General features: G+C 41.1%; 12 protein-coding genes and 1 other RNA gene. All 13 read right to left on the bottom strand.

Features of this window, described 5'->3' with window-relative positions:
• Positions 1–40: 40 nt before the first annotated feature.
• The 13 genes from RYM16_RS03660 to hydG all read right to left on the bottom strand — a co-directional run bounded on the left by RYM16_RS03660 (position 41) and on the right by hydG (position 18,523).
• The gene (locus RYM16_RS03660) at positions 41–2,023 is read right to left on the bottom strand and encodes a YgiQ family radical SAM protein (RefSeq protein WP_314982369.1); all 1,983 of its coding nucleotides are present in this window, start codon (positions 2,021–2,023) and stop codon (positions 41–43) included.
• Positions 2,024–2,062: 39 nt separating this feature from the next.
• Entirely contained in the window at positions 2,063–2,515 is a 453-nt protein-coding gene (locus RYM16_RS03655) for a helix-turn-helix domain-containing protein (RefSeq protein WP_314982367.1), read from the bottom strand.
• A 42-nt stretch (positions 2,516–2,557) separates the two neighbouring features.
• Complete coding sequence (locus tag RYM16_RS03650) at positions 2,558–5,302, bottom strand: DNA translocase FtsK 4TM domain-containing protein (RefSeq protein ID WP_314982365.1); 2,745 nt, start codon at positions 5,300–5,302, stop codon at positions 2,558–2,560.
• Positions 5,303–5,382: 80 nt separating this feature from the next.
• Positions 5,383–6,684, bottom strand: a complete 1,302-nt coding sequence (locus RYM16_RS03645) for a replication-associated recombination protein A (RefSeq protein ID WP_314982363.1) — start codon at positions 6,682–6,684, stop codon at positions 5,383–5,385.
• A gap of 62 nt (positions 6,685–6,746) precedes the next feature.
• Positions 6,747–6,919: non-coding RNA, 6S RNA (ssrS, locus tag RYM16_RS03640), on the bottom strand.
• A gap of 80 nt (positions 6,920–6,999) precedes the next feature.
• Positions 7,000–8,805 carry an aspartate--tRNA ligase gene (gene aspS, locus RYM16_RS03635; RefSeq protein ID WP_314982361.1) on the bottom strand — a complete coding sequence of 602 codons (1,806 nt, stop codon included), beginning with the start codon at positions 8,803–8,805 and terminating at the stop codon, positions 7,000–7,002.
• Between the two features lie 8 nt (positions 8,806–8,813).
• The gene (hisS, locus tag RYM16_RS03630) at positions 8,814–10,085 is read right to left on the bottom strand and encodes a histidine--tRNA ligase (protein ID WP_314982359.1); all 1,272 of its coding nucleotides are present in this window, start codon (positions 10,083–10,085) and stop codon (positions 8,814–8,816) included.
• On the bottom strand, positions 10,085–11,512 hold the full coding sequence (gene hemZ / locus RYM16_RS03625) for a coproporphyrinogen dehydrogenase HemZ (protein WP_314982357.1): 1,428 nt from the start codon (positions 11,510–11,512) through the stop codon (positions 10,085–10,087). The genes hisS and hemZ overlap by 1 nt, the downstream gene beginning before the upstream one ends.
• On the bottom strand, positions 11,505–11,996 hold the full coding sequence (locus RYM16_RS03620; RefSeq protein ID WP_043005743.1) for a Fur family transcriptional regulator: 492 nt from the start codon (positions 11,994–11,996) through the stop codon (positions 11,505–11,507). The genes hemZ and RYM16_RS03620 overlap by 8 nt, the downstream gene beginning before the upstream one ends.
• 44 nt (positions 11,997–12,040) lie before the next feature.
• Positions 12,041–12,676, bottom strand: a complete 636-nt coding sequence (locus tag RYM16_RS03615) for an MBL fold metallo-hydrolase (protein WP_314982355.1) — start codon at positions 12,674–12,676, stop codon at positions 12,041–12,043.
• 11 nt (positions 12,677–12,687) lie between these two features.
• Positions 12,688–14,916 carry a bifunctional (p)ppGpp synthetase/guanosine-3',5'-bis(diphosphate) 3'-pyrophosphohydrolase gene (locus RYM16_RS03610; protein ID WP_314982353.1) on the bottom strand — a complete coding sequence of 743 codons (2,229 nt, stop codon included), beginning with the start codon at positions 14,914–14,916 and terminating at the stop codon, positions 12,688–12,690.
• An 11-nt stretch (positions 14,917–14,927) separates the two neighbouring features.
• Positions 14,928–16,910, bottom strand: coding sequence for a single-stranded-DNA-specific exonuclease RecJ (recJ, locus tag RYM16_RS03605; RefSeq protein WP_273299231.1), 1,983 nt, complete (start codon positions 16,908–16,910; stop codon positions 14,928–14,930).
• A 194-nt stretch (positions 16,911–17,104) separates the two neighbouring features.
• Positions 17,105–18,523: a [FeFe] hydrogenase H-cluster radical SAM maturase HydG gene (hydG, locus tag RYM16_RS03600; protein WP_273299193.1), complete on the bottom strand. Its 1,419-nt coding sequence runs from the start codon at positions 18,521–18,523 to the stop codon at positions 17,105–17,107.
• Positions 18,524–18,669 lie beyond the last annotated feature (146 nt).

The following is an 18,669-nucleotide window of genomic DNA, read 5'->3' as shown; positions in this document are numbered from 1 at the left end:
AAAGATTCCCAAATGAAACTAGTTAAACTAATCTCTATAATTAACGACCACCACGGCTTTTATTAGATGGACGACCTTTAGTCATACCACTACGAGATGGTCTCCCCTTACTAAAACTAGATTGACTATTAGACGATCCTCGTGCATTAGATTTGCTATTTGACGTACGTCTTGAGCTTTCAGATTTAGAGCGTGTATTCCACTTACTACGCTGTTCACTAGCATTGCGACCAATTGGACGTGGTGGAATTAAACATTCTGGGCCAAAACCAATTAAGTCACGTCGATTAGCCTCTATAAGCGCCTCTTTAACAAGGTCATAGTTTTCAATATTTTTAAACTGCATCAAAGCGCGTTGCTTTGCTTTATCTCTACCCTTTTTGGCTACATAGACAGGTTTTCCATCTAAGGGATTAATACCTGTATAGTACATACAAGTGGATAAGCTTCCTGGAGTTGGAATAAAGTCTTGTACTTGTTCAGGGTACATATGGTGATCACGCAAAAACTCCGCTAATTCGATGGCATCCTCCAAGGCACAACCTGGATGAGAGCTCATAAAGTATGGTACTAAATATTGTTTCTTACCAAGTTTTTTGTTGGCCTCTTCAAACCAAGATTTAAAGGTAAGGAACTCTTCCTTCCCAGCCTTGCCCATCATGTTAGTTACACGCTTAGACACATGTTCTGGAGCTACTTTTAACTGACCACTGACGTGGAACTCACAGAGCTCTCGCACAAAGTCTTTATTGTTATCTGCTAGCACATAGTCATAACGCAAGCCAGAACGAACAAATACCTTTTTCACACCTTTTAACTTGCGCAACTTACGAAGTAAAGCAATATAATCATCATGATTTGTATTCAAGTTTTCACAAGGCTCAGGGGCCGCACAAGTACGACCTTTACAAGCACCGTATACAGCTTGTTTATCACAGGCTAAATGACGGAAATTCGCTGTAGGACCGCCTACATCGTGAATATAACCCTTGAAGTTATCCATATTAATCATCATCTGAGCTTCGTCGATTAACGACTCATGACTACGATTTTGGATGATACGCCCTTGATGATTTGTAATAGCACAGAAGGAACAACTACCAAAACAACCACGTTGGCTAACAAGGCTGAATTGTACTTCACTTAATGCTGGTACGCCACCTTTGTCATCGTATTTAGGATGCCACTTACGGGTATATGGCAAGTTATATACACCATCCATTTCCTCCTGTGTCAAAGGCAAAGCAGGCGTATTTTGGATAAGATATCTATCCCCATGTTTTTGTACTACTATGCGGCCATAGAAAGGATCTTGTTCATCATATTGGATGCGGAACGCATCAGCAAAGTCCATTTTGTCCGCTTTAATCGCTTCATAAGAAGGACACTCTACATAATCAATGGTAGGAATGTCCTTTGCCATATAGCAAATACCTCGAATAGACGGCAAGGACTCTTTAAATCTGCCTTGGTCTAACGCATCAGCTAATTCGACAATTTGAAGTTCACCCATACCATATACAAGTACATCTGCCTTAGAATCAACTAAGATAGAGCGACGTACCGTATCCGACCAGTAATCATAATGACCAAAGCGGCGCAAGGACGCCTCTATGCCCCCGATAATGAGCGGCACATCACTGTAAGCCTCCTTCATACGGTTCGCATAGACCAAGGTAGCACGATCTGGACGATGACCAGCTTCACCGCCTGGAGAATAATCATCTTGACGACGAATTTTCTTTGCCGCCGTAAATTTATTGAGCATTGAATCTAGATTCCCTGCTGTAACAAGGGATGCTAGACGCGGTTTACCTAGTTTTTTGAAAGCCTCTACATCATTCCAATCTGGTTGATCTATAATGCCTACACGATAGCCTTTTGATTCTAGGTATCTGCCGATACCCGCTGGAGCAAAGGACGGATGGTCCAGATAGGCGTCCCCACTGATGAGCTCGAAATCTAATTCGGCCCAACCTCGTTCCTTCATATCCGAAGGTTCTGTTACTAAAAATCTATCCATTGATTGTGTAAATGCCTTTCTATCATTCCTAATCAACTATTAGACAAGGAATAACCACAGTAAAAATAATGCCATACAGAATAAGATAATGCCTAAAATAATACGTTCTTGAACGATAGAACGTTGGCGTTTTCGTTGACGAGTTTCTAAGGACATTCGTTTCTTAGAGGTTTGGTATTCAACGAACTCGCTTTGCACCAAATTAGGAGTAACTTGAGCTTTCTGTCTCGTTACAGAGCGCAAAGAAAAGGTATCAATATCCCCTACTTGGCTTTGGTAGGCTTTCACCAAACGATCCCCATCGAGATCTAAGTAATTGCCATAGTTACGAATAAAGCCTTTTACGTAGACCTGTCCAGGAATGATGTCATAGTTGCCATCTTCGATAGCCTCTAAGTAGGTTGTTTTAATATGAAGCACTTGCTCCACATCTTTAAAGGTTAAATTACGTCTTACCCGTTCACGTCGTAATTCTTCGCCTAATTCAGCCATTTTCGTTCCTTTCTAAATCTACGTAATAGTATAATCATTCAATTATTGCTCATCATTGGTATCAGGGAAATATCTAGCTTTTGCTTGTTCAGGACTCATCAAAATTTCGCGAGCCTTACTACCCATGCTAGGACCCACGATTTTAAGATCTTCCATGGTATCGACAAGGCGTGCCGCACGAGTATAACCAATGCGGAAACGACGCTGTAACATAGATACAGAGGCTTGACCAGATTCCATAACGAGATTTACAGCTCGTTCTAGCAGTTCATCGCGATATACATCATTGTCCTCAGCAGACTCTTTTTCAGCTTCCTTTTCAGCCTCTTGCGTTACCGTATTATCATACTCTGGTTCACGTTGAGCTTTTACAAATTCCACAAGTTTTTCTACCTCATCATCAGAGATAAATGCACCTTGTACACGAATTGGTTTATTCGCCCCAATTGGAGCAAATAACATATCACCTTTACCAAGTAATTTCTCAGCCCCCGCCATATCAAGGATAGTACGGGAATCAATTTGAGAGCCTACAGCAAAGGAAATACGGCTCGGTACATTTGCCTTAATAGAGCCAGTAATAACATTAACAGATGGACGTTGTGTAGCAAGTACCATATGGATACCTGCAGCACGCGCCATTTGTGCCAAACGGCTAATAGATTCTTCAATATCATCTGGAGCTGTCATCATAAGGTCAGCTAACTCGTCGATAATCAGTACGATCAACGGCATAGCCGCCTTAGGGTGCGCTTCGTTATAACTCTTAATATCTCGTTTACCAGACGCTGCAAAGGCTTTATAGCGAGCCTCCATTTCACGAACGGCCCAACGCAATACAGCTGCGGCTTTTTTCATATCTGTTACAACTGGCGCCATCAAATGAGGAATGCCGTTATAAATAGACAATTCAACCATCTTAGGGTCGATTAATAAAAGCTTAACTTCTTCTGGTTTACGACTAAAGAGAATACTGGAAATCAAAGTATTTACACATACGGATTTACCAGAACCCGTAGTACCTGCTACGAGCAAGTGAGGCATTTTTGCAAGGTCAGTAATCACAGGTTTCCCTGCAATATCCTTACCAAGACCTACAGGAATACCACCTCGAGCATCCTTAAAGTCGCTACAATCGAGGACATCGCGTAAATGTACGGCCTCTGTGGTCTTATTAGGTACCTCGATACCGATAGCAGATTTACCAGGGATTGGAGCCTCCATACGAATATGTTGAGCCGCTAAATTTAGGGCAATATCATCTGTTAAATTAACGATACGGCTAACCTTTACGCCTGGAGCAGGCTCAATTTCATAACGCGTAACAGTCGGGCCTTGTGTAGCATTTACAACCTTAGCAGTAATACCAAAGTTGCTCAATACATTTTCAAGCATCATCGCATTTTGCGCTACTTCTTCGCCATTATTTTGACTCCCCTTCCCTTTCGCCAAAATATCAAGGCTAGGGAAATGGTAAGGTCTATCATAGGTACGGTGAATTTGACCGTCTTTAGATACTGCTACTTGAGCTGTATCCTCTGTGGTACTAATAATCGATGGCACTTGTAAGCCCATGCCACCCATTCCAGCACCAGCACTTACAGAACTAGCGGCAGCACCCGTACCTGGTACGGCGGACGCAATAGCTCCATGATTAGTCTCTAGTGGACCAATAGTTGTATCTTGATAGGAAAATTCAGGTTCTTCCTCTTCAGTATTTCTTGCGGCTTCAGACTCATCAGTATAGCCTTCGTCTGGTGTATAAGTATAATCCTCATCTGGAACATATACATAATCATCGCCTGTAGATCTACTAGCATCAGAAAATTGATCAAAATCATCAGCTTCATAAGTCTTAGCATCGCCAGATGTTTCAGAAATATTAGCCAATTGTTCCGCTGCACGATTACGCGCTTCTAATTCAGCTAGTTCCTTCCAAGATGTTGGCGCTTTTGGTGGCTCTACAGTTGTAACTGTATCCGCTATCGGTTCCACATCTACAGGGGTATCAGTTTCAAAGCTATCTCTATCGGTAGTAATACCGCGTTTTTCTAAAGTATCTAATGCTTGGTCTGCAGCATCTTCAAAGCGCGTATCTTTTTCCCGATTATAGGCTTTACGCTGTGCCACCGCCTCTTTACGTTGCTCATTCCAGTCCTCAAAGACCTCTTTCGCCACGGCTACCTTCTCAGCAGCTACCTCTTTTGCTACATCTAAACCTACTTGAGTTTTATCAGCTGCCTTTTGCAACCCACTGCGCAAAGATAATCGAGTAATAAGAAGACCAAAGGCTAACAATAAGAATACATCAAGAATAATAGCACCTAAATTACCTAATAAAGTGCGCATGAATGTTGCAATAGCACCACCTACAACACCGCCTTGATTAGCTAGTTGTGTAGTAATGAGTTCCTGCCCCTCAGGAACGCGCCACAACGGAACGAGAGCTAACAAGAATAAGAAAAACAAGGTCATTACAATGCCTCGTTTTGTAATGGAAATAAATGTCCCCTTATATAATAATCTCCAACCTACCCAGAAAACACACAAACAAGGAATAATCCCACCTAGGCCGAAGCCGTAGCGGAATATACCTGTTAAGATTTCACCGACAAGACCGAGCTCAAAACCAAAGAAACCAAGCAAAGAAATCACGGCAAAGGCAATGACAATAAGCCCTTTAACTTCGCTTCGCAAAGAGAAGCCTTGAGACTTTGATTGCTGTTTTGTACTTGTTCGCTTCCGGCGTGTGTTGCGTTTTTTGGTGGAAGTATTTTCTTCTGCCATAAATCTATACAAACCCCTTACTTATAACATTACAGTAAATTAACTAATCATTATATTATAGCATATATCGAAGTATTTAGTTAACTTTTACGACGTTCTTCCCAGTCGTGAAGCAACTGTTCTTCTCTACCTCTTTTTATGCCATTATAATATGTAGCATCTACTAGAGGTGTCGGTAAATATTGTTGTTTTACATAGCCATTCGGATAGTTATGAGCATACTTATAGGCTTTCCCATGACCTAGTTTGCTAGCCCCACTGTAATGACTATCCTTCAAATGATCAGGTACCTGCCCACAATCTTTATGACGCACGTCGGATATAGCTGCATCGATTGCCATATAAGCAGAATTACTCTTTGGTGCTAACGCCACATAACATGCAGCCTCCGACAATATGATACGCGCCTCTGGGAAGCCTACCATATGGGCCGCTTGAGCGGCTGCATTTGCCAGTATCAACGCTTGTGGATCAGCAAGCCCTACATCTTCAGCAGCACAAATGACGATACGGCGAGCGATAAAATTAGGATCCTCCCCGGCTTCAATCATGCGCGCTAGATAATGAACTGTTGCTTGCACATCGGAGCCGCGCATACTTTTAATGAAAGCAGAAATCGTATCATAATGGCTATCACCTTTTTTGTCGTATGTATAAATACGACGGCCTACAACCTTTTCAAGAACCTCAATGGATATGGTCCCCTCATCGGGAACCATGGCCGCTGCTTGCTCTAAAATATTGAGGGCCATACGACCATCACCGTTGACGAAGATGCCTACATCCTCCAGTACCTCATCGGTTACCTGTAGATGCCGTTTACCAAGGCCTACCTCTTCATCCGTAATAGCACGACGCAAAATTTGACCGATAGCCTTTGGTGTAAGGGCCTCTAATGTGATCAGTCTCAATCGAGATAAAAGTGGTCTATTAACCTCAAAAAATGGATTTTCTGTGGTCGCTCCAATAAGGATAATCGTGCCATCCTCTACACAAGGTAACAGCACATCTTGTTGGCTTTTATTAAAGCGATGAATTTCATCGAGGAATAGAATAGTTCGCTGTTGCAGAGAACGAACACGCTTGCGCGCATCTTCAATGATGGTGCGCAATTCACCAATACCTGCATTAGTAGCATTTAAATTTACAAAATGACTATTACTCATCTTAGCAATAATGCCCGCTAACGTAGTTTTGCCCGTTCCACAAGGTCCATAAAAAAGCATGGATGGTATGGTATCCTTCTCTACCATGGCACGCAAGAAAGTTCCCTTTCCTACAGCCTTCTCCTGACCATATAAATGGTCTAATTTAGTAGGACGCATCCGCACAGGAAGCGGCTCATATGTATTTGTAGGCGCCAAATCAAATAAACTATCCATTCTATCACCTCAATCCATAACATCTTAACTATTAACTCTAAAGTTTTATATTTTGCACGCAAAAAAGCCCCACCATGCCGTAATGTACCGCGTTTTGATCCTGCTTAGGGCAGGTGGGTGCCCTCCTCATCCTGCGGTTGTCCCGTAAGGGCGTAACGTTCAGACGAGAGTCCGGACTCCCGAAGTAAATGTGTTGGCTCAAAACTGCGATATCACACGCACATGGCAGGGATATCTTATACATAAATAGTATCAGAAAGATTAGTAATTAACAAGACTTGACATTTCAAATTTAACCAACTCTTGCCTATGTTTTTACACTAAAGATTGCTCTTCTTCTTCCTCAATATCTGGTTTAATATGCAATTCTTTTAATTGCTTAGGTTCTACTTCAGATGGAGCTTGGCTCATGATGTCAGAAGCAGATTGTGTTTTAGGGAATGCGATTACGTCGCGGATAGATTGACGTTTTGCCATTAACATAACAAGGCGATCTAAGCCGAATGCACAACCTGCATGAGGAGGTGCACCATATTGGAATGCATCAAGCATGAAGCCGAATTTGGATCTTGCTTCTTCGATGGATAAACCAATTGCTTTAAATACTTTTTCTTGTACGTCAGCTTGGTAAATACGCAAAGAACCGCCACCGATTTCTACGCCATTCAATACCATGTCATAAGCAATCGCTTTTACACTGCCAGGATCGGATTCTAATTTATCAAGATCCGCATGGCGTGGCATTGTGAACGGATGATGCATTGCAACATAACGTTTTTCGTCTTCATTATATTCAAACATAGGGAAATCAGTTACCCATGTGAATGCCAATTTATCAGGGTCAATCATGTTCATGCGGCGTGCCATTTCAAGACGCAATTCGCCTAATGCACGTGCCACAGTAGCAGGTTTATCAGCAATCATCAATACTAGGTCGCCACCTTTAGCGCCCATTTTTTCACCGATGTTGCGGATTGTATCTTCACCTAAGAACTTCATGATTTGAGACTTGATGGAACCATCTTCGTTGAAGCAAGCCCATGCAAGGCCTTTTGCACCATAACGGTTTACATATTCAACGAGGTCATCAAGTTCACGGCGAGGAATGCCAGCGTCGCCAGGTACTACGATACCTTTAACTACGCCACCATTGTCGATAACAGAGCGGAATACTTTAAATTCTGTATCTTTTACAAGATCAGTTACATCAGTAAAGGCCATATCGAAACGAAGATCTGGTTTATCAGAACCGTATTTATCCATTGCTTCGTCCCATGTAATACGAGGCATAGGCAATGTAATTTCTTTGCCCAATGCAGTTTTGAATACATGAGCAACCATTTCTTCAAGCATGGAGTAGATGTCCTCTTCGTCTACGAAGGACATTTCCAAGTCGAGCTGAGTAAACTCAGGTTGACGGTCTGCACGCAAATCTTCATCGCGGAAGCAACGAGCGATTTGGAAGTATTTTTCATAACCAGCAACCATCAAGATTTGTTTGAAGATTTGTGGAGATTGAGGCAATGCGTAGAATGTACCAGCATTTACACGGGAAGGAACTAGATAGTCACGAGCACCTTCAGGTGTAGATTTAGTAAGCATTGGAGTTTCAATTTCCAAGAAATCGCGGCTATCGAAGAAGTCACGCATAGCTTTTGTTACTTTATGACGTAAAATCAAGTTGCGTTGCATTTCTGGACGACGCAAGTCAAGGTAACGGTATTTCAAACGAATATTTTCATCTACATCGATATCATCTTGGATATAGAATGGAGGAGTTTTAGCGGAGTTCAATACGCGCAACTCTTCACAGAACATTTCGTATGCACCTGTAGGAAGGTTTGGATTAATAGCTGCTTCATCACGTTTTGTAATTTTACCACGTACACAAAGTACATATTCGTTACGAACATCCTCTGCTTTGTGGAAAGATTCTACGTTATGATCTGGGGACGCTACGATTTGTACTACGCCAGAACGATCGCGTAGATCCAAGAAAATCAAACCACCGTGGTCACGACGGCGTTCAACCCAACCACATAATACGACCTCTTTACCTACCTCTTGTTCAGAGATGGTGCCACAACCGTGCGTACGGTGTAAGCCTTGCATTGTTTCCATTCTAATTGTCATCCTTTCACCAAAGAAGTTATACGTTCAGAAACTGTATCAAGTGGTACAGTTTCTTGTTCACTAGTTTCCATGAATCGGATTATGGCTTCCCCACGAGCCAATTCATCATCACCCAATATGATAACATATTTTGCATTAATTTTGTTAGCATATTTTAATTGTGCCTTCATACTCTTGCCCTGTCCGTCCATTTCAACGGTTACATATGCATCATGTAATGCTTGGCAGATTTTGAAAGCCTCTACCTTAGCCGCATCACCAAGGGCTACTACGAACGCAGATGGTTCTACAGTTGGCTCTGGTAATAAGTTTTGTTTTTCAAGGGCTAAAAGCAAACGTTCCATACCCATGGCAAAACCAATGGCTGGCGTATGAGGACCATCAAGTTCCTCTACTAGACCATCGTAACGGCCACCACCGGCTACGGCACTTTGAGCGCCTAGTGGAGTATATTGTACTTCAAATGCTGTTTTAGTGTAATAATCAAGACCGCGTACGAGACGAGGGTTTAATGTATATTGCACATTAGCAGCCGTTAAATAGGTTTTCAATTCTTCGAAGTGATCATGACACTCGCCACATAAATGTTCGTGAATTTCAGGAGCACCTACGGACAAGGATTTACATGTTTCATTTTTGCAGTCCAAGATACGCAACGGGTTTTTGTACAAACGCTCTTGGCAATCGCTACATAATTGTTCTTTTTTAGGTTCAAAGAAAGCGATTAATTTTTCCCGGTATACAGGGCGGCATGTTGGACAGCCTACAGAGTTTACCTCTACATTGAGATCTTTAAGGCCAAAGTCTTTCAACAATTGTACAACCATGCAGATAACTTCACTATCTACAACTGGAGATTGAGAGCCTAATACCTCTGCACCAAATTGGTGGAATTGACGGTAGCGGCCTGCTTGTGGTTTATCATGTCGGAACATAGGTCCCATGTAATACCATTTTGTAAGGCCTTCTTTACCATATACTTTGTTTTCTAAGTATGCGCGCACAGCGGATGCTGTATTTTCTGGGCGCAATGTGAAGCTAGAACCACCTTCATCGCCAGTAGTAAAGGTGTACATTTCTTTTTGTACTACATCTGTAGTTTCACCGATGCCGCGCAAGAATAATTTAGTATCTTCAAAGGCAGGTGTGCGAATTTCATTGAACCCGTAAACTTTGCAAATCTCGCGCATACGTTGTTCAATATAGTGCCAATTTATCATTTGTTCTGGCAAAAAGTCTTGTGTACCTCTTGGTTTTCTAATAGCCATTACACAACCTCCCAAAATTTTTCACAAATTCTATGTCGTTTCTCTAATAGTGCATCTATCGTTGCGTGGTAAACATCTACATCCTTTGGCATGTGCTGTTTCAATTGACGATATTCAGGGGCGCGCATCCACTTAGATGAACTTCCTGGGCCCATGGATAGAATACTTTGCCGTTCCTCCATAATCTGAATATTGTATTCGCACGCTTTACCTGGCAAAGTGTAGCCAATATTTTCTAACTGCCCTCTCATATATTGTTGGCGATATAAATAATATGGCACATAACCAGCCGCCTCAAGACGCTCTTTACCATATTGTACCATTTCTGCTACGAGATGTTCCTCAGGAATATCATCTTGCATATGTAAATCATACAATGGGCTACCACGTTTTAATGCTAACGTATGAATTGTAACATTTTCCGGTAGATTTTGACATACGTAATCCATATTCTCTATCATATTTTGCATCGTTTGATGCGGTAAGCCTGCAATAAAATCCATATTTACCGCTAGAGATGTATTTGCTTTTACATATTGTAACAGTTCGTCAATATCACGTGCACTATGCCCGCGACCAATGCGTCTCAAAATATCGTCTTGCATGGTTTGCGGATTAATGCTGATACGATTTACGCCTAGTTCTAACATAGACCGTATTTTTGCGGGATTCACAGAATCTGGACGCCCCGCTTCTACAGTAAATTCATGACCGTCTGGCACAAGTATAGACAACTGTTTTAGAACTTGGTAAAAGTCTTCATCGCCTAATACCGTTGGCGTTCCGCCTCCCATATAGAGGGTATCTACCGTTAAGCCATAAGACTGAATAATAGCTTTCATATCCTCTATGTCACGACCTAAAGCTGTTAAAAATTGGCTTTTACCATTGTAATCTTGGTAAAGTCCATATGGAAAAGAGCAGTACACACAGCGAGTGTCACAGAAAGGAATGCCACAATAGAGACTCACCTTTTTATCGTCTGTATCAGTTAAAAATGGCCGCTGATACTCACCGATAGTACCCAACGTAGCAAGCTTTTCCATAGACACAGAAAACTCGTCCCTAATGTGACGAGTTGCTGCGTGGATAGAGCCATATGTATCTATATATTTATGTAGTAGCTTTGTAGGGCGCACCCCTACCATAGTCCCCCAAGGAGCCTCAGCTGGTAGACCTTGATATTCACGCAAGTAGCGCAATAAAGCTTGACCAATTTGACGTCGTCCTAGAGAGGAAACAGGGCCTTCAAAATTTTGAACTATATCGCCAATGGTAACCGTTAGTGCATAATTCCCATCCACTTCATGAGCTTCAAGGAGTACGTCTGGATTTACCTTGTCAGAAAAGAGTCCCGCCGCACCACAATTATGAGCTACTACGGAGCCAAGTGGTAATGGCCCCGTATATAGATATGTATTAACCATGATGATGAGCCATACGCTCTAATTTTTCAAGTTCTGCTTCAGACATGTGATTTTGACAATCACTGCAGTAACCATATACTTTCAATTGATGGTCAATAGTACGGAAGTTCAATTTTTTAGCGATGATGGACTCTAATGTTTCAAGCATATCATCTTCAAACTCGGATACTTTACCACATTTTACACAAATCAAATGATGATGGAAATGAGCGAACTCTTCGTCGTTCAATTCGTAGCGATTACGTCCGTCACCAAAATCAAGGCGTTTTAATAAATCTAACTCTGTGAACAGATCAAGTGTTCTGTAGATAGTAGCCAAACCGATATCTGGAGCCACTTCTTTTACGAGTACATATACGTCCTCTGCGCTCAAATGGTTTTCATCAGCGTCGATGAAAGCTTGCAAAATCGTTTGACGTTGCGTAGTCAATTTGTACTTTTTGTCTTTAATGCGTTCTTTTAATTTTTCTAATGTTGTGTTCATAATAATTATCCCCTCTACAATTTGTAAAAATACTTCATTCAAACCTACTGACCCACGAATGGGTTGTATTGTTTTTCATACTCTATATTGGTTTCTGGTCCATGACCAGGGTAAACCATTGTATTATTAGGCAATTTATAAAGCTGAGTTTTGATGGATTCCATCAAGGTCTCATAGGAGCCATTTGGAAAATCTGTACGTCCTACGGAATCTCTAAATAGAGTATCCCCTACAAATACGAGACCTTCCATGTAATAGCACACACCACCTGGCGTATGACCTGGTGTTTCTAAGACCTCTAGGTCAATATCACCACAGGTAATATGGTCACCTTGTTTAACCTCAATAAGATCAGCCTGTACCTTAATAAGTGTTGGATTACTATAGGCACTGAGATTAAGCTCAGGATCAGATAGATACGGCACATCACCCTTATGCACATATACAGGTACATGATGAGTATTTACAATGTCTTGAACGCCCCCGATATGGTCGCCGTGACCATGAGTTAGCAAAACAGCTTTTGGCTTCAAGTCATGTTTCTTTAACGCATCTAATACTTCCGATGTAGCAGGGTCGATGATGAAAGCCTCACCAACCGCTTTATCGCCTATGACATAGCAATTCGTTCCTAGTGGACCTAAAGGCATGCGCATAAGCACTAATTGTTGTTCGCTCATTAAGCCCCTCCTTAACTACGTTGTACCGTATAGACTTCACGGATACGACGCAACTTAGTCATTACAAAATCGAGTTGTGAAATATCACGGATATCAACTGTAACATTGATACTTACATTTTTAGTATCCTCTTGTACCTTGGCATTGATGTTGGTGATGGTAATTTTCAATTCTGAAAGTACAGCCATAACCTCCATGAGCAAACCATTTCGATCGTACGCTTGAATATCGATGCCTACGTGGAAGGATTCACCAGAGGAACCATCCCAAGAAACTTCAATCATCCGCTCAAGATCTTCCGGTGTATGGCCCATACTAGAACAATCGCAGCGATGGACAGAAACGCCACGACCACGGGTAATATACCCAATAATATCGTCACCAGGTACAGGGTTACAGCATTTTGCCATCCGCACCATAACACCAGCTTCGCCTTTTACAAGGACGCCAGTACCATTTTTAGTTTTCTTTTGGCCTTGCGATTTTAATTTCTCAATAATTTGTTCAGTACTGTGCTTAGATTCCTCTGCTTCTTTAGATTTTTTATAGAGTTCAATTAAACGCAAGAGAACAGTGCTTACAGGAATACCACCATAGCCACAAGCAGCAAACATTTCCTCTTCAGTACCGGCTTTTAGTTGTTTAGTTACTTGTTGGAGTCGATTATCTGCAATCAACTCTTTCCACGTATAATTTAATCGTTTCGCTTCTTTTTCAAGAGCCTCTAAGCCTTTTTCAATATTTTCAGCTTTATTTTCGCGCTTGAACCAGTTGCGTATTTTGCTCTTACTTTCAGAGGAACCTACAATGTTAAGCCAATCAAGGCTTGGTTTACTCGTTTTAGACGTAATAATATCGACGATATCACCATTTTGCAAGGTGTAATCGAGCGGTACAATTTTGCCATTTACCTTAGCACCTACACAGCGATGACCTACATCGGTATGAACACGATAGGCAAAGTCTAATGGTACAGAACCAATTGGTAGCTTAACTACATCCCCCTTCGGTGTAAATACGAATACTTCACCGGAGAATACATCTAATTTCAAAGCATTAACGAGCTCTGTTGGATTGCTTGTATCTTGCCATTCTAGAACTTGGCGCAACCAAGCAACCTTTTGGTCGAACTCTTTATCGCCGTTTTTATTACCTTCTTTATACCGCCAGTGAGCAGCAACACCGTATTCGGATACACGATGCATTTCCCAAGTACGAATTTGGATTTCTACAGGTTGTCCCATGGTACCGATAACAGTAGTATGCAAGGATTGATACATATTGGATTTCGGCATGGAAATATAATCTTTAAATCGATATGGCAATGGTTTCCACAAGCTATGAGCAATACCGAGTACCGCATAACAATCAGGGATACTATCAACGATTACGCGAACTGCAAGCAAATCATAGATTTGTGACAAATCGCGATTGTCCTTTTTCATCTTCTTGTAAATACTGTAGAAGTGTTTAGGACGGCCTTTGATATCTGCCTTAATATGAGCCTCACCTAAAGCCTTAGTGAGTTGACTCATCGTATCATTAACGATATCTTCACGGACTTGGCGTTTTTGCTTCATTTGATCTACGAGATCATAATATTTTTCCGGTTCTAAATAGCGGAAGGATAAATCCTCTAACTCCCATTTCACATTGAAAATACCGAGACGATGCGCAAGTGGAGCAAAGATTTCGAGCGTTTCCTTAGCAATGCGTTTTTGTTTATCACTGCGCATATGCTTTAAGGTACGCATATTATGTAAGCGGTCACCCAATTTGATAACAACGACGCGCACGTCCTTTGCCATCGCTAAAATCATCTTCCGATAATTTTCCATTTGGCGATCTTCTTTTGTTTCATATTGGAATTGGTTTAACTTTGTTACCCCATCAACAAGGAATGCTACTTCAGAGCCAAACATTTCCTCTAAATCTTCCTTGGAGTAGGATGTATCTTCAACCACATCATGCATAAGCGCTGCCATAAGCGTAATATGGTCGATTTGTAAGTGTGCCAAAATATCAGCTACAGCTAGTGGATGCATGATATAAGGTTCACCAGAAGCTCTAAACTGACCTTCATGAGCCTTATCAGCAAGTTCAAACGCCTTTAATACTTGGTTACACTCATCATCTGTTAAATACGTATGGATATACTCCATAAATTCAGCTAAGGCTTTCTCTTTATCAAAAGTGCTTTGTTCAACCAAAGCTTTGCCTTCTTCATTTACAGTTGTCATGGTGTCACCTCCTATACACTATAAGTAAGGAATGTTACGGATGTGACAAGATCTAATTTTCCTTCAATGGCATTCCATCTAAGCATTAATTGACCATCATCACTTGTATATTCTTCAACAATGCCCAATTCTTTAAAGACATCGATAGATGTAAGAGCACTGCGATTATTTTGATCTGCCGGCTTACGGCGCAATATATCTTGTTCTACATTATAAAGCGATTGACTGTGACCGCGCATAGACTGTTTTACAATAACATACATCTGTCTAAGCCCTTCTGTAGTCAGTTTTATAGGCTCTTCAGTCAATGGCTCAATCGCTTGAATCATAAGTTGTGGAGAAACCATACCTTGCCATTCATTCTTTTGCAAGGAGAAGGCTACTTTCACAACAGAACCAACAAATATAGATTTAAATAAGTCTGGACGATTCCAAGCGATAGCATCTACGGTTCCATTCGAAGTTGCAAAAATCACCTTACAATGATTTTTTAACTGCCCCATGAGCATAATATCTTGCACCGTAGCTTCCATTACAGCAAAAACTGGTGTGCTATTAGCCATCCCATAAGGTTCAAGGCCTGATACGCGGTCAATAATATCAACATCAATATCATCAACAGGTAGTTCCGCATCAATGGTCACTACAGGAATATATTCCTCGGCAGTAACAATCTTTTTACAATACTCCGTTAAACGCTCTCGCAATTCATCAATGCGATGTGCGTCAATGCTAAAGCCTGCTGCTGCAGCATGGCCACCGAATTGTAATAACACATCTTCGCAAGACTTCAGTGCATCGTAGATATTAAAACCGTCGATACTACGGCAAGAGCCTTTGCCAACACCATCATGAATGCTGATAACTAAGGTCGGTTTATAAAACTCCTCCACGAGACGAGAGGCGACGATACCGATGACACCAGGATGCCACTCTTCACCAGCTACAACAGTTACATAGTCAGCTTTATGGCATTGATTAGCCACATCAATGCGAGCCAATTCGTGGATATTACGCTCTAGTTCTTGCCGCTCACGATTGGTTTCGTTCAATTCCTCAGCAATCGCCTCTGCTATATCACCATCATCGGTCACGAGTAGTTCAACAGCACGCGTAGCATGCGTTACACGACCAGCAGCGTTAAGGCGAGGTGCTAAGGTGAAACCAATATGCCCAGATGTTATAGTTCGCTCATGTAGGCCCGCTACATCGATGAGCTTTTTAATGCCTAAATTAGGCTGACTATTTATCTTCTCAAGTCCTGCTTTTACGATGATGCGGTTCTCACCCACCAAAGGCACTACGTCCGCCACAGTACCTAAAGCAACGATATCTAAATCATCTAAATACCATTCACCATGCTTGGTAAGCCACAATGCTTGACATAATTTAAAAGCCACACCGACGCCAGATAAGTTTTTATCCTTATATGGACAATCTTTCTGCTTGTGATTGATAACAGCCTTAGCCCGTGGAATCATATCCGGTGCCGTATGATGATCTGTAATAATCATATCGATACGATCTCGTACAGCCTCGACAATATCGTAAGAACTAATACCGCAATCTACGGTAATCACTAAAGCTGTTCCCCGTTTTATAAGGTGCTCTAAAGCCTCTAAATTGAGGCCATACCCTTCGCTTTGACGTTCTGGTATGTAATAGGTAACATCTGCACCTAATTTCTTTAAAAATCGATAGAGTACAGATGTTGCAGTAATACCATCCACATCATAATCGCCATAAATGACGATTGGTTTGTGACTTTCAATTGTTTCCTGAACTAGCGAAACAGCCACGTCCATATCCTTTAACGTGAATGGGTCTAACAAATCTGACAAAGTACCTTGTAAAAACTGACGACCTTCGTCAACATCAATGTGACGATTCACCATTAATTTAGCCACAATAGGGTTCACACCAAGTTCACGGATTAAGATATTTTCTTTTTCTCGATCACCTTCACAGAGGCGCCAACGTTTTTTCTTAATCATCATATCCCTCAGTAGTTTATAATCAATATTATTCTAGAATTTAACGTATTATCATTATCATTTTTATTTATTATAACCTAAAAAACGAATAAAATAAACTATTTTATATACTTTATTCTCATTTAACTTTTGACATTTTCTCAACAAAAAAGAACCTCCCATTATCAATAGGAGGTTCTATATCAGTGAATTACCTAGAATCGGAAGTCCCGTTCGCCGTCTTTCATCTGTGCAATATAAGCTTTAGCTTTATCTTTAACTAAATCATTTTTAATATTTTCTAACTGTTGTTCGATAACCTTCGCACCATGAGCTTTAGTCTTCTCATCACCGTAGTCCATGATGTATTCGTTTAATGTCATCAACGCATTTGGTTGGCAACAGTTGTGAATTTGACCGGATTTAGCAAGGGCCATGAACCGATCCCCTGTTCTACCTGCACGATAACATGCAGTACAGAAGCTTGGTACATAACCAAGGTCTAATAACCAATCTACGATTTCATCTAATGTACGCGTATCGCTACGATCAAATTGAGCAGAATTATCTTCTGGTTTCTCTTCTTCTTTGTAACCACCTACACTAGTACGAGAGCCACCGCTGATTTGGGAGATACCAAGAGCCAATCCGCGTTCACGCATTTCTTGAGTTTCCCGTGTGGACATAATCATACCTGTATATGGTGTGGATACACGAATGAGAGCAACAATTTTTTCAAATACATCGTCAGGTACTGCATTGCTGAAATCATCTACATCAATATCATCAGCCGGACAAATACGAGGAACAGAAATAGTATGTGGACCTACACCAAACACTGCTTCTAAATGCTCTGCATGCATCAACAAACCTACAAAATCATATTTATAATGTTCTAATCCGTAAAGAACACCGATACCAACATCATCAATACCACCTTGCATAGCGCGGTCCATCGCCTCTGTATGGTAGGCGTAGTCGCTCTTAGGGCCTGTTGGATGTAATGCTTCATAGTTTTCTTTATTGTATGTTTCTTGGAATAGTGTATATGTACCAATACCGGCTTCATGTAATTTCTTGTAGTCCTCAACGGAACAAGCTGCAATATTTACATTTACACGACGGATTTCACCATTTTTATTTTTAATACCGTAAATAGTCTTAATGGATTCCAAAATATATTCAAGTGGATTATTAAGAGGATCTTCACCAGACTCAATTACGATACGCTTATGGCCCATCGCTTCTAAAGCAATAACCTCTTCCCTAATTTGTTCTTGCGTTAATTTTTTACGTTTAATATCGCGGTTTTTAGAGTGATACGGGCAGTACACGCAGCCATTGATACAATAGTTAGATAAATATAATGGTGCAAATAATACGATACGATCACCGTATATGGCTTTCTTGATTTCTTTTGCTAAAGCAAAGAGCTTTTCCTTATATTCAGGTAACGGACATTCTAAGAGAACTGCTGCCTCTCTGTGGTTTAACCCTTTAAATGTAGCTGCTTTTTCTAAAATAGCATCTAACAACTCCCGATTTTCCTTATTTTCCTCTGCATAAGCAAGAGTATCAAGGATTTCCTGATGGGAAATAAACTCCTCCGCCTTTGGAGATTTTACATCATACATAGTACTTACCTCAATTCTTTCTAGTGGCAATGCCACCCCTCTTTAGGTTTATGAAAGTATATGACAACCAGTCTTCTGGCATTTCACTGATACTGTATATAGTATACCACTATTCCTACTGAAAAACATAGGAATTTGACATACTA

Origin of the sequence: uncultured Veillonella sp. (assembly GCF_963524655.1) — a bacterium.
Taxonomy (GTDB): domain Bacteria; phylum Bacillota; class Negativicutes; order Veillonellales; family Veillonellaceae; genus Veillonella.
The sequence above is the reverse complement of the archived record's forward strand: the minus strand, read 5'-3'. Positions and strand labels throughout refer to the sequence as shown.

What these genes read in the sequence shown, in the direction of transcription:
- hydG (WP_273299193.1), bottom strand. Translation starts at nt 18,523, where the DNA reads ATGTATGATGTAAAATCTCCAAAGGCGGAGGAGTTTATTTCCCATCAG.
- hemZ (WP_314982357.1), bottom strand. Translation starts at nt 11,512, where the DNA reads ATGGTTAATACATATCTATATACGGGGCCATTACCACTTGGCTCCGTA.
- aspS (WP_314982361.1), bottom strand. Translation starts at nt 8,805, where the DNA reads ATGGAAACAATGCAAGGCTTACACCGTACGCACGGTTGTGGCACCATC.
- RYM16_RS03620 (WP_043005743.1), bottom strand. Translation starts at nt 11,996, where the DNA reads ATGAACACAACATTAGAAAAATTAAAAGAACGCATTAAAGACAAAAAG.
- RYM16_RS03650 (WP_314982365.1), bottom strand. Translation starts at nt 5,302, where the DNA reads ATGGCAGAAGAAAATACTTCCACCAAAAAACGCAACACACGCCGGAAG.
- hisS (WP_314982359.1), bottom strand. Translation starts at nt 10,085, where the DNA reads ATGGCTATTAGAAAACCAAGAGGTACACAAGACTTTTTGCCAGAACAA.
- RYM16_RS03610 (WP_314982353.1), bottom strand. Translation starts at nt 14,916, where the DNA reads ATGACAACTGTAAATGAAGAAGGCAAAGCTTTGGTTGAACAAAGCACT.
- RYM16_RS03655 (WP_314982367.1), bottom strand. Translation starts at nt 2,515, where the DNA reads ATGGCTGAATTAGGCGAAGAATTACGACGTGAACGGGTAAGACGTAAT.
- RYM16_RS03615 (WP_314982355.1), bottom strand. Translation starts at nt 12,676, where the DNA reads ATGAGCGAACAACAATTAGTGCTTATGCGCATGCCTTTAGGTCCACTA.
- recJ (WP_273299231.1), bottom strand. Translation starts at nt 16,910, where the DNA reads ATGATTAAGAAAAAACGTTGGCGCCTCTGTGAAGGTGATCGAGAAAAA.
- RYM16_RS03645 (WP_314982363.1), bottom strand. Translation starts at nt 6,684, where the DNA reads ATGGATAGTTTATTTGATTTGGCGCCTACAAATACATATGAGCCGCTT.
- RYM16_RS03660 (WP_314982369.1), bottom strand. Translation starts at nt 2,023, where the DNA reads ATGGATAGATTTTTAGTAACAGAACCTTCGGATATGAAGGAACGAGGT.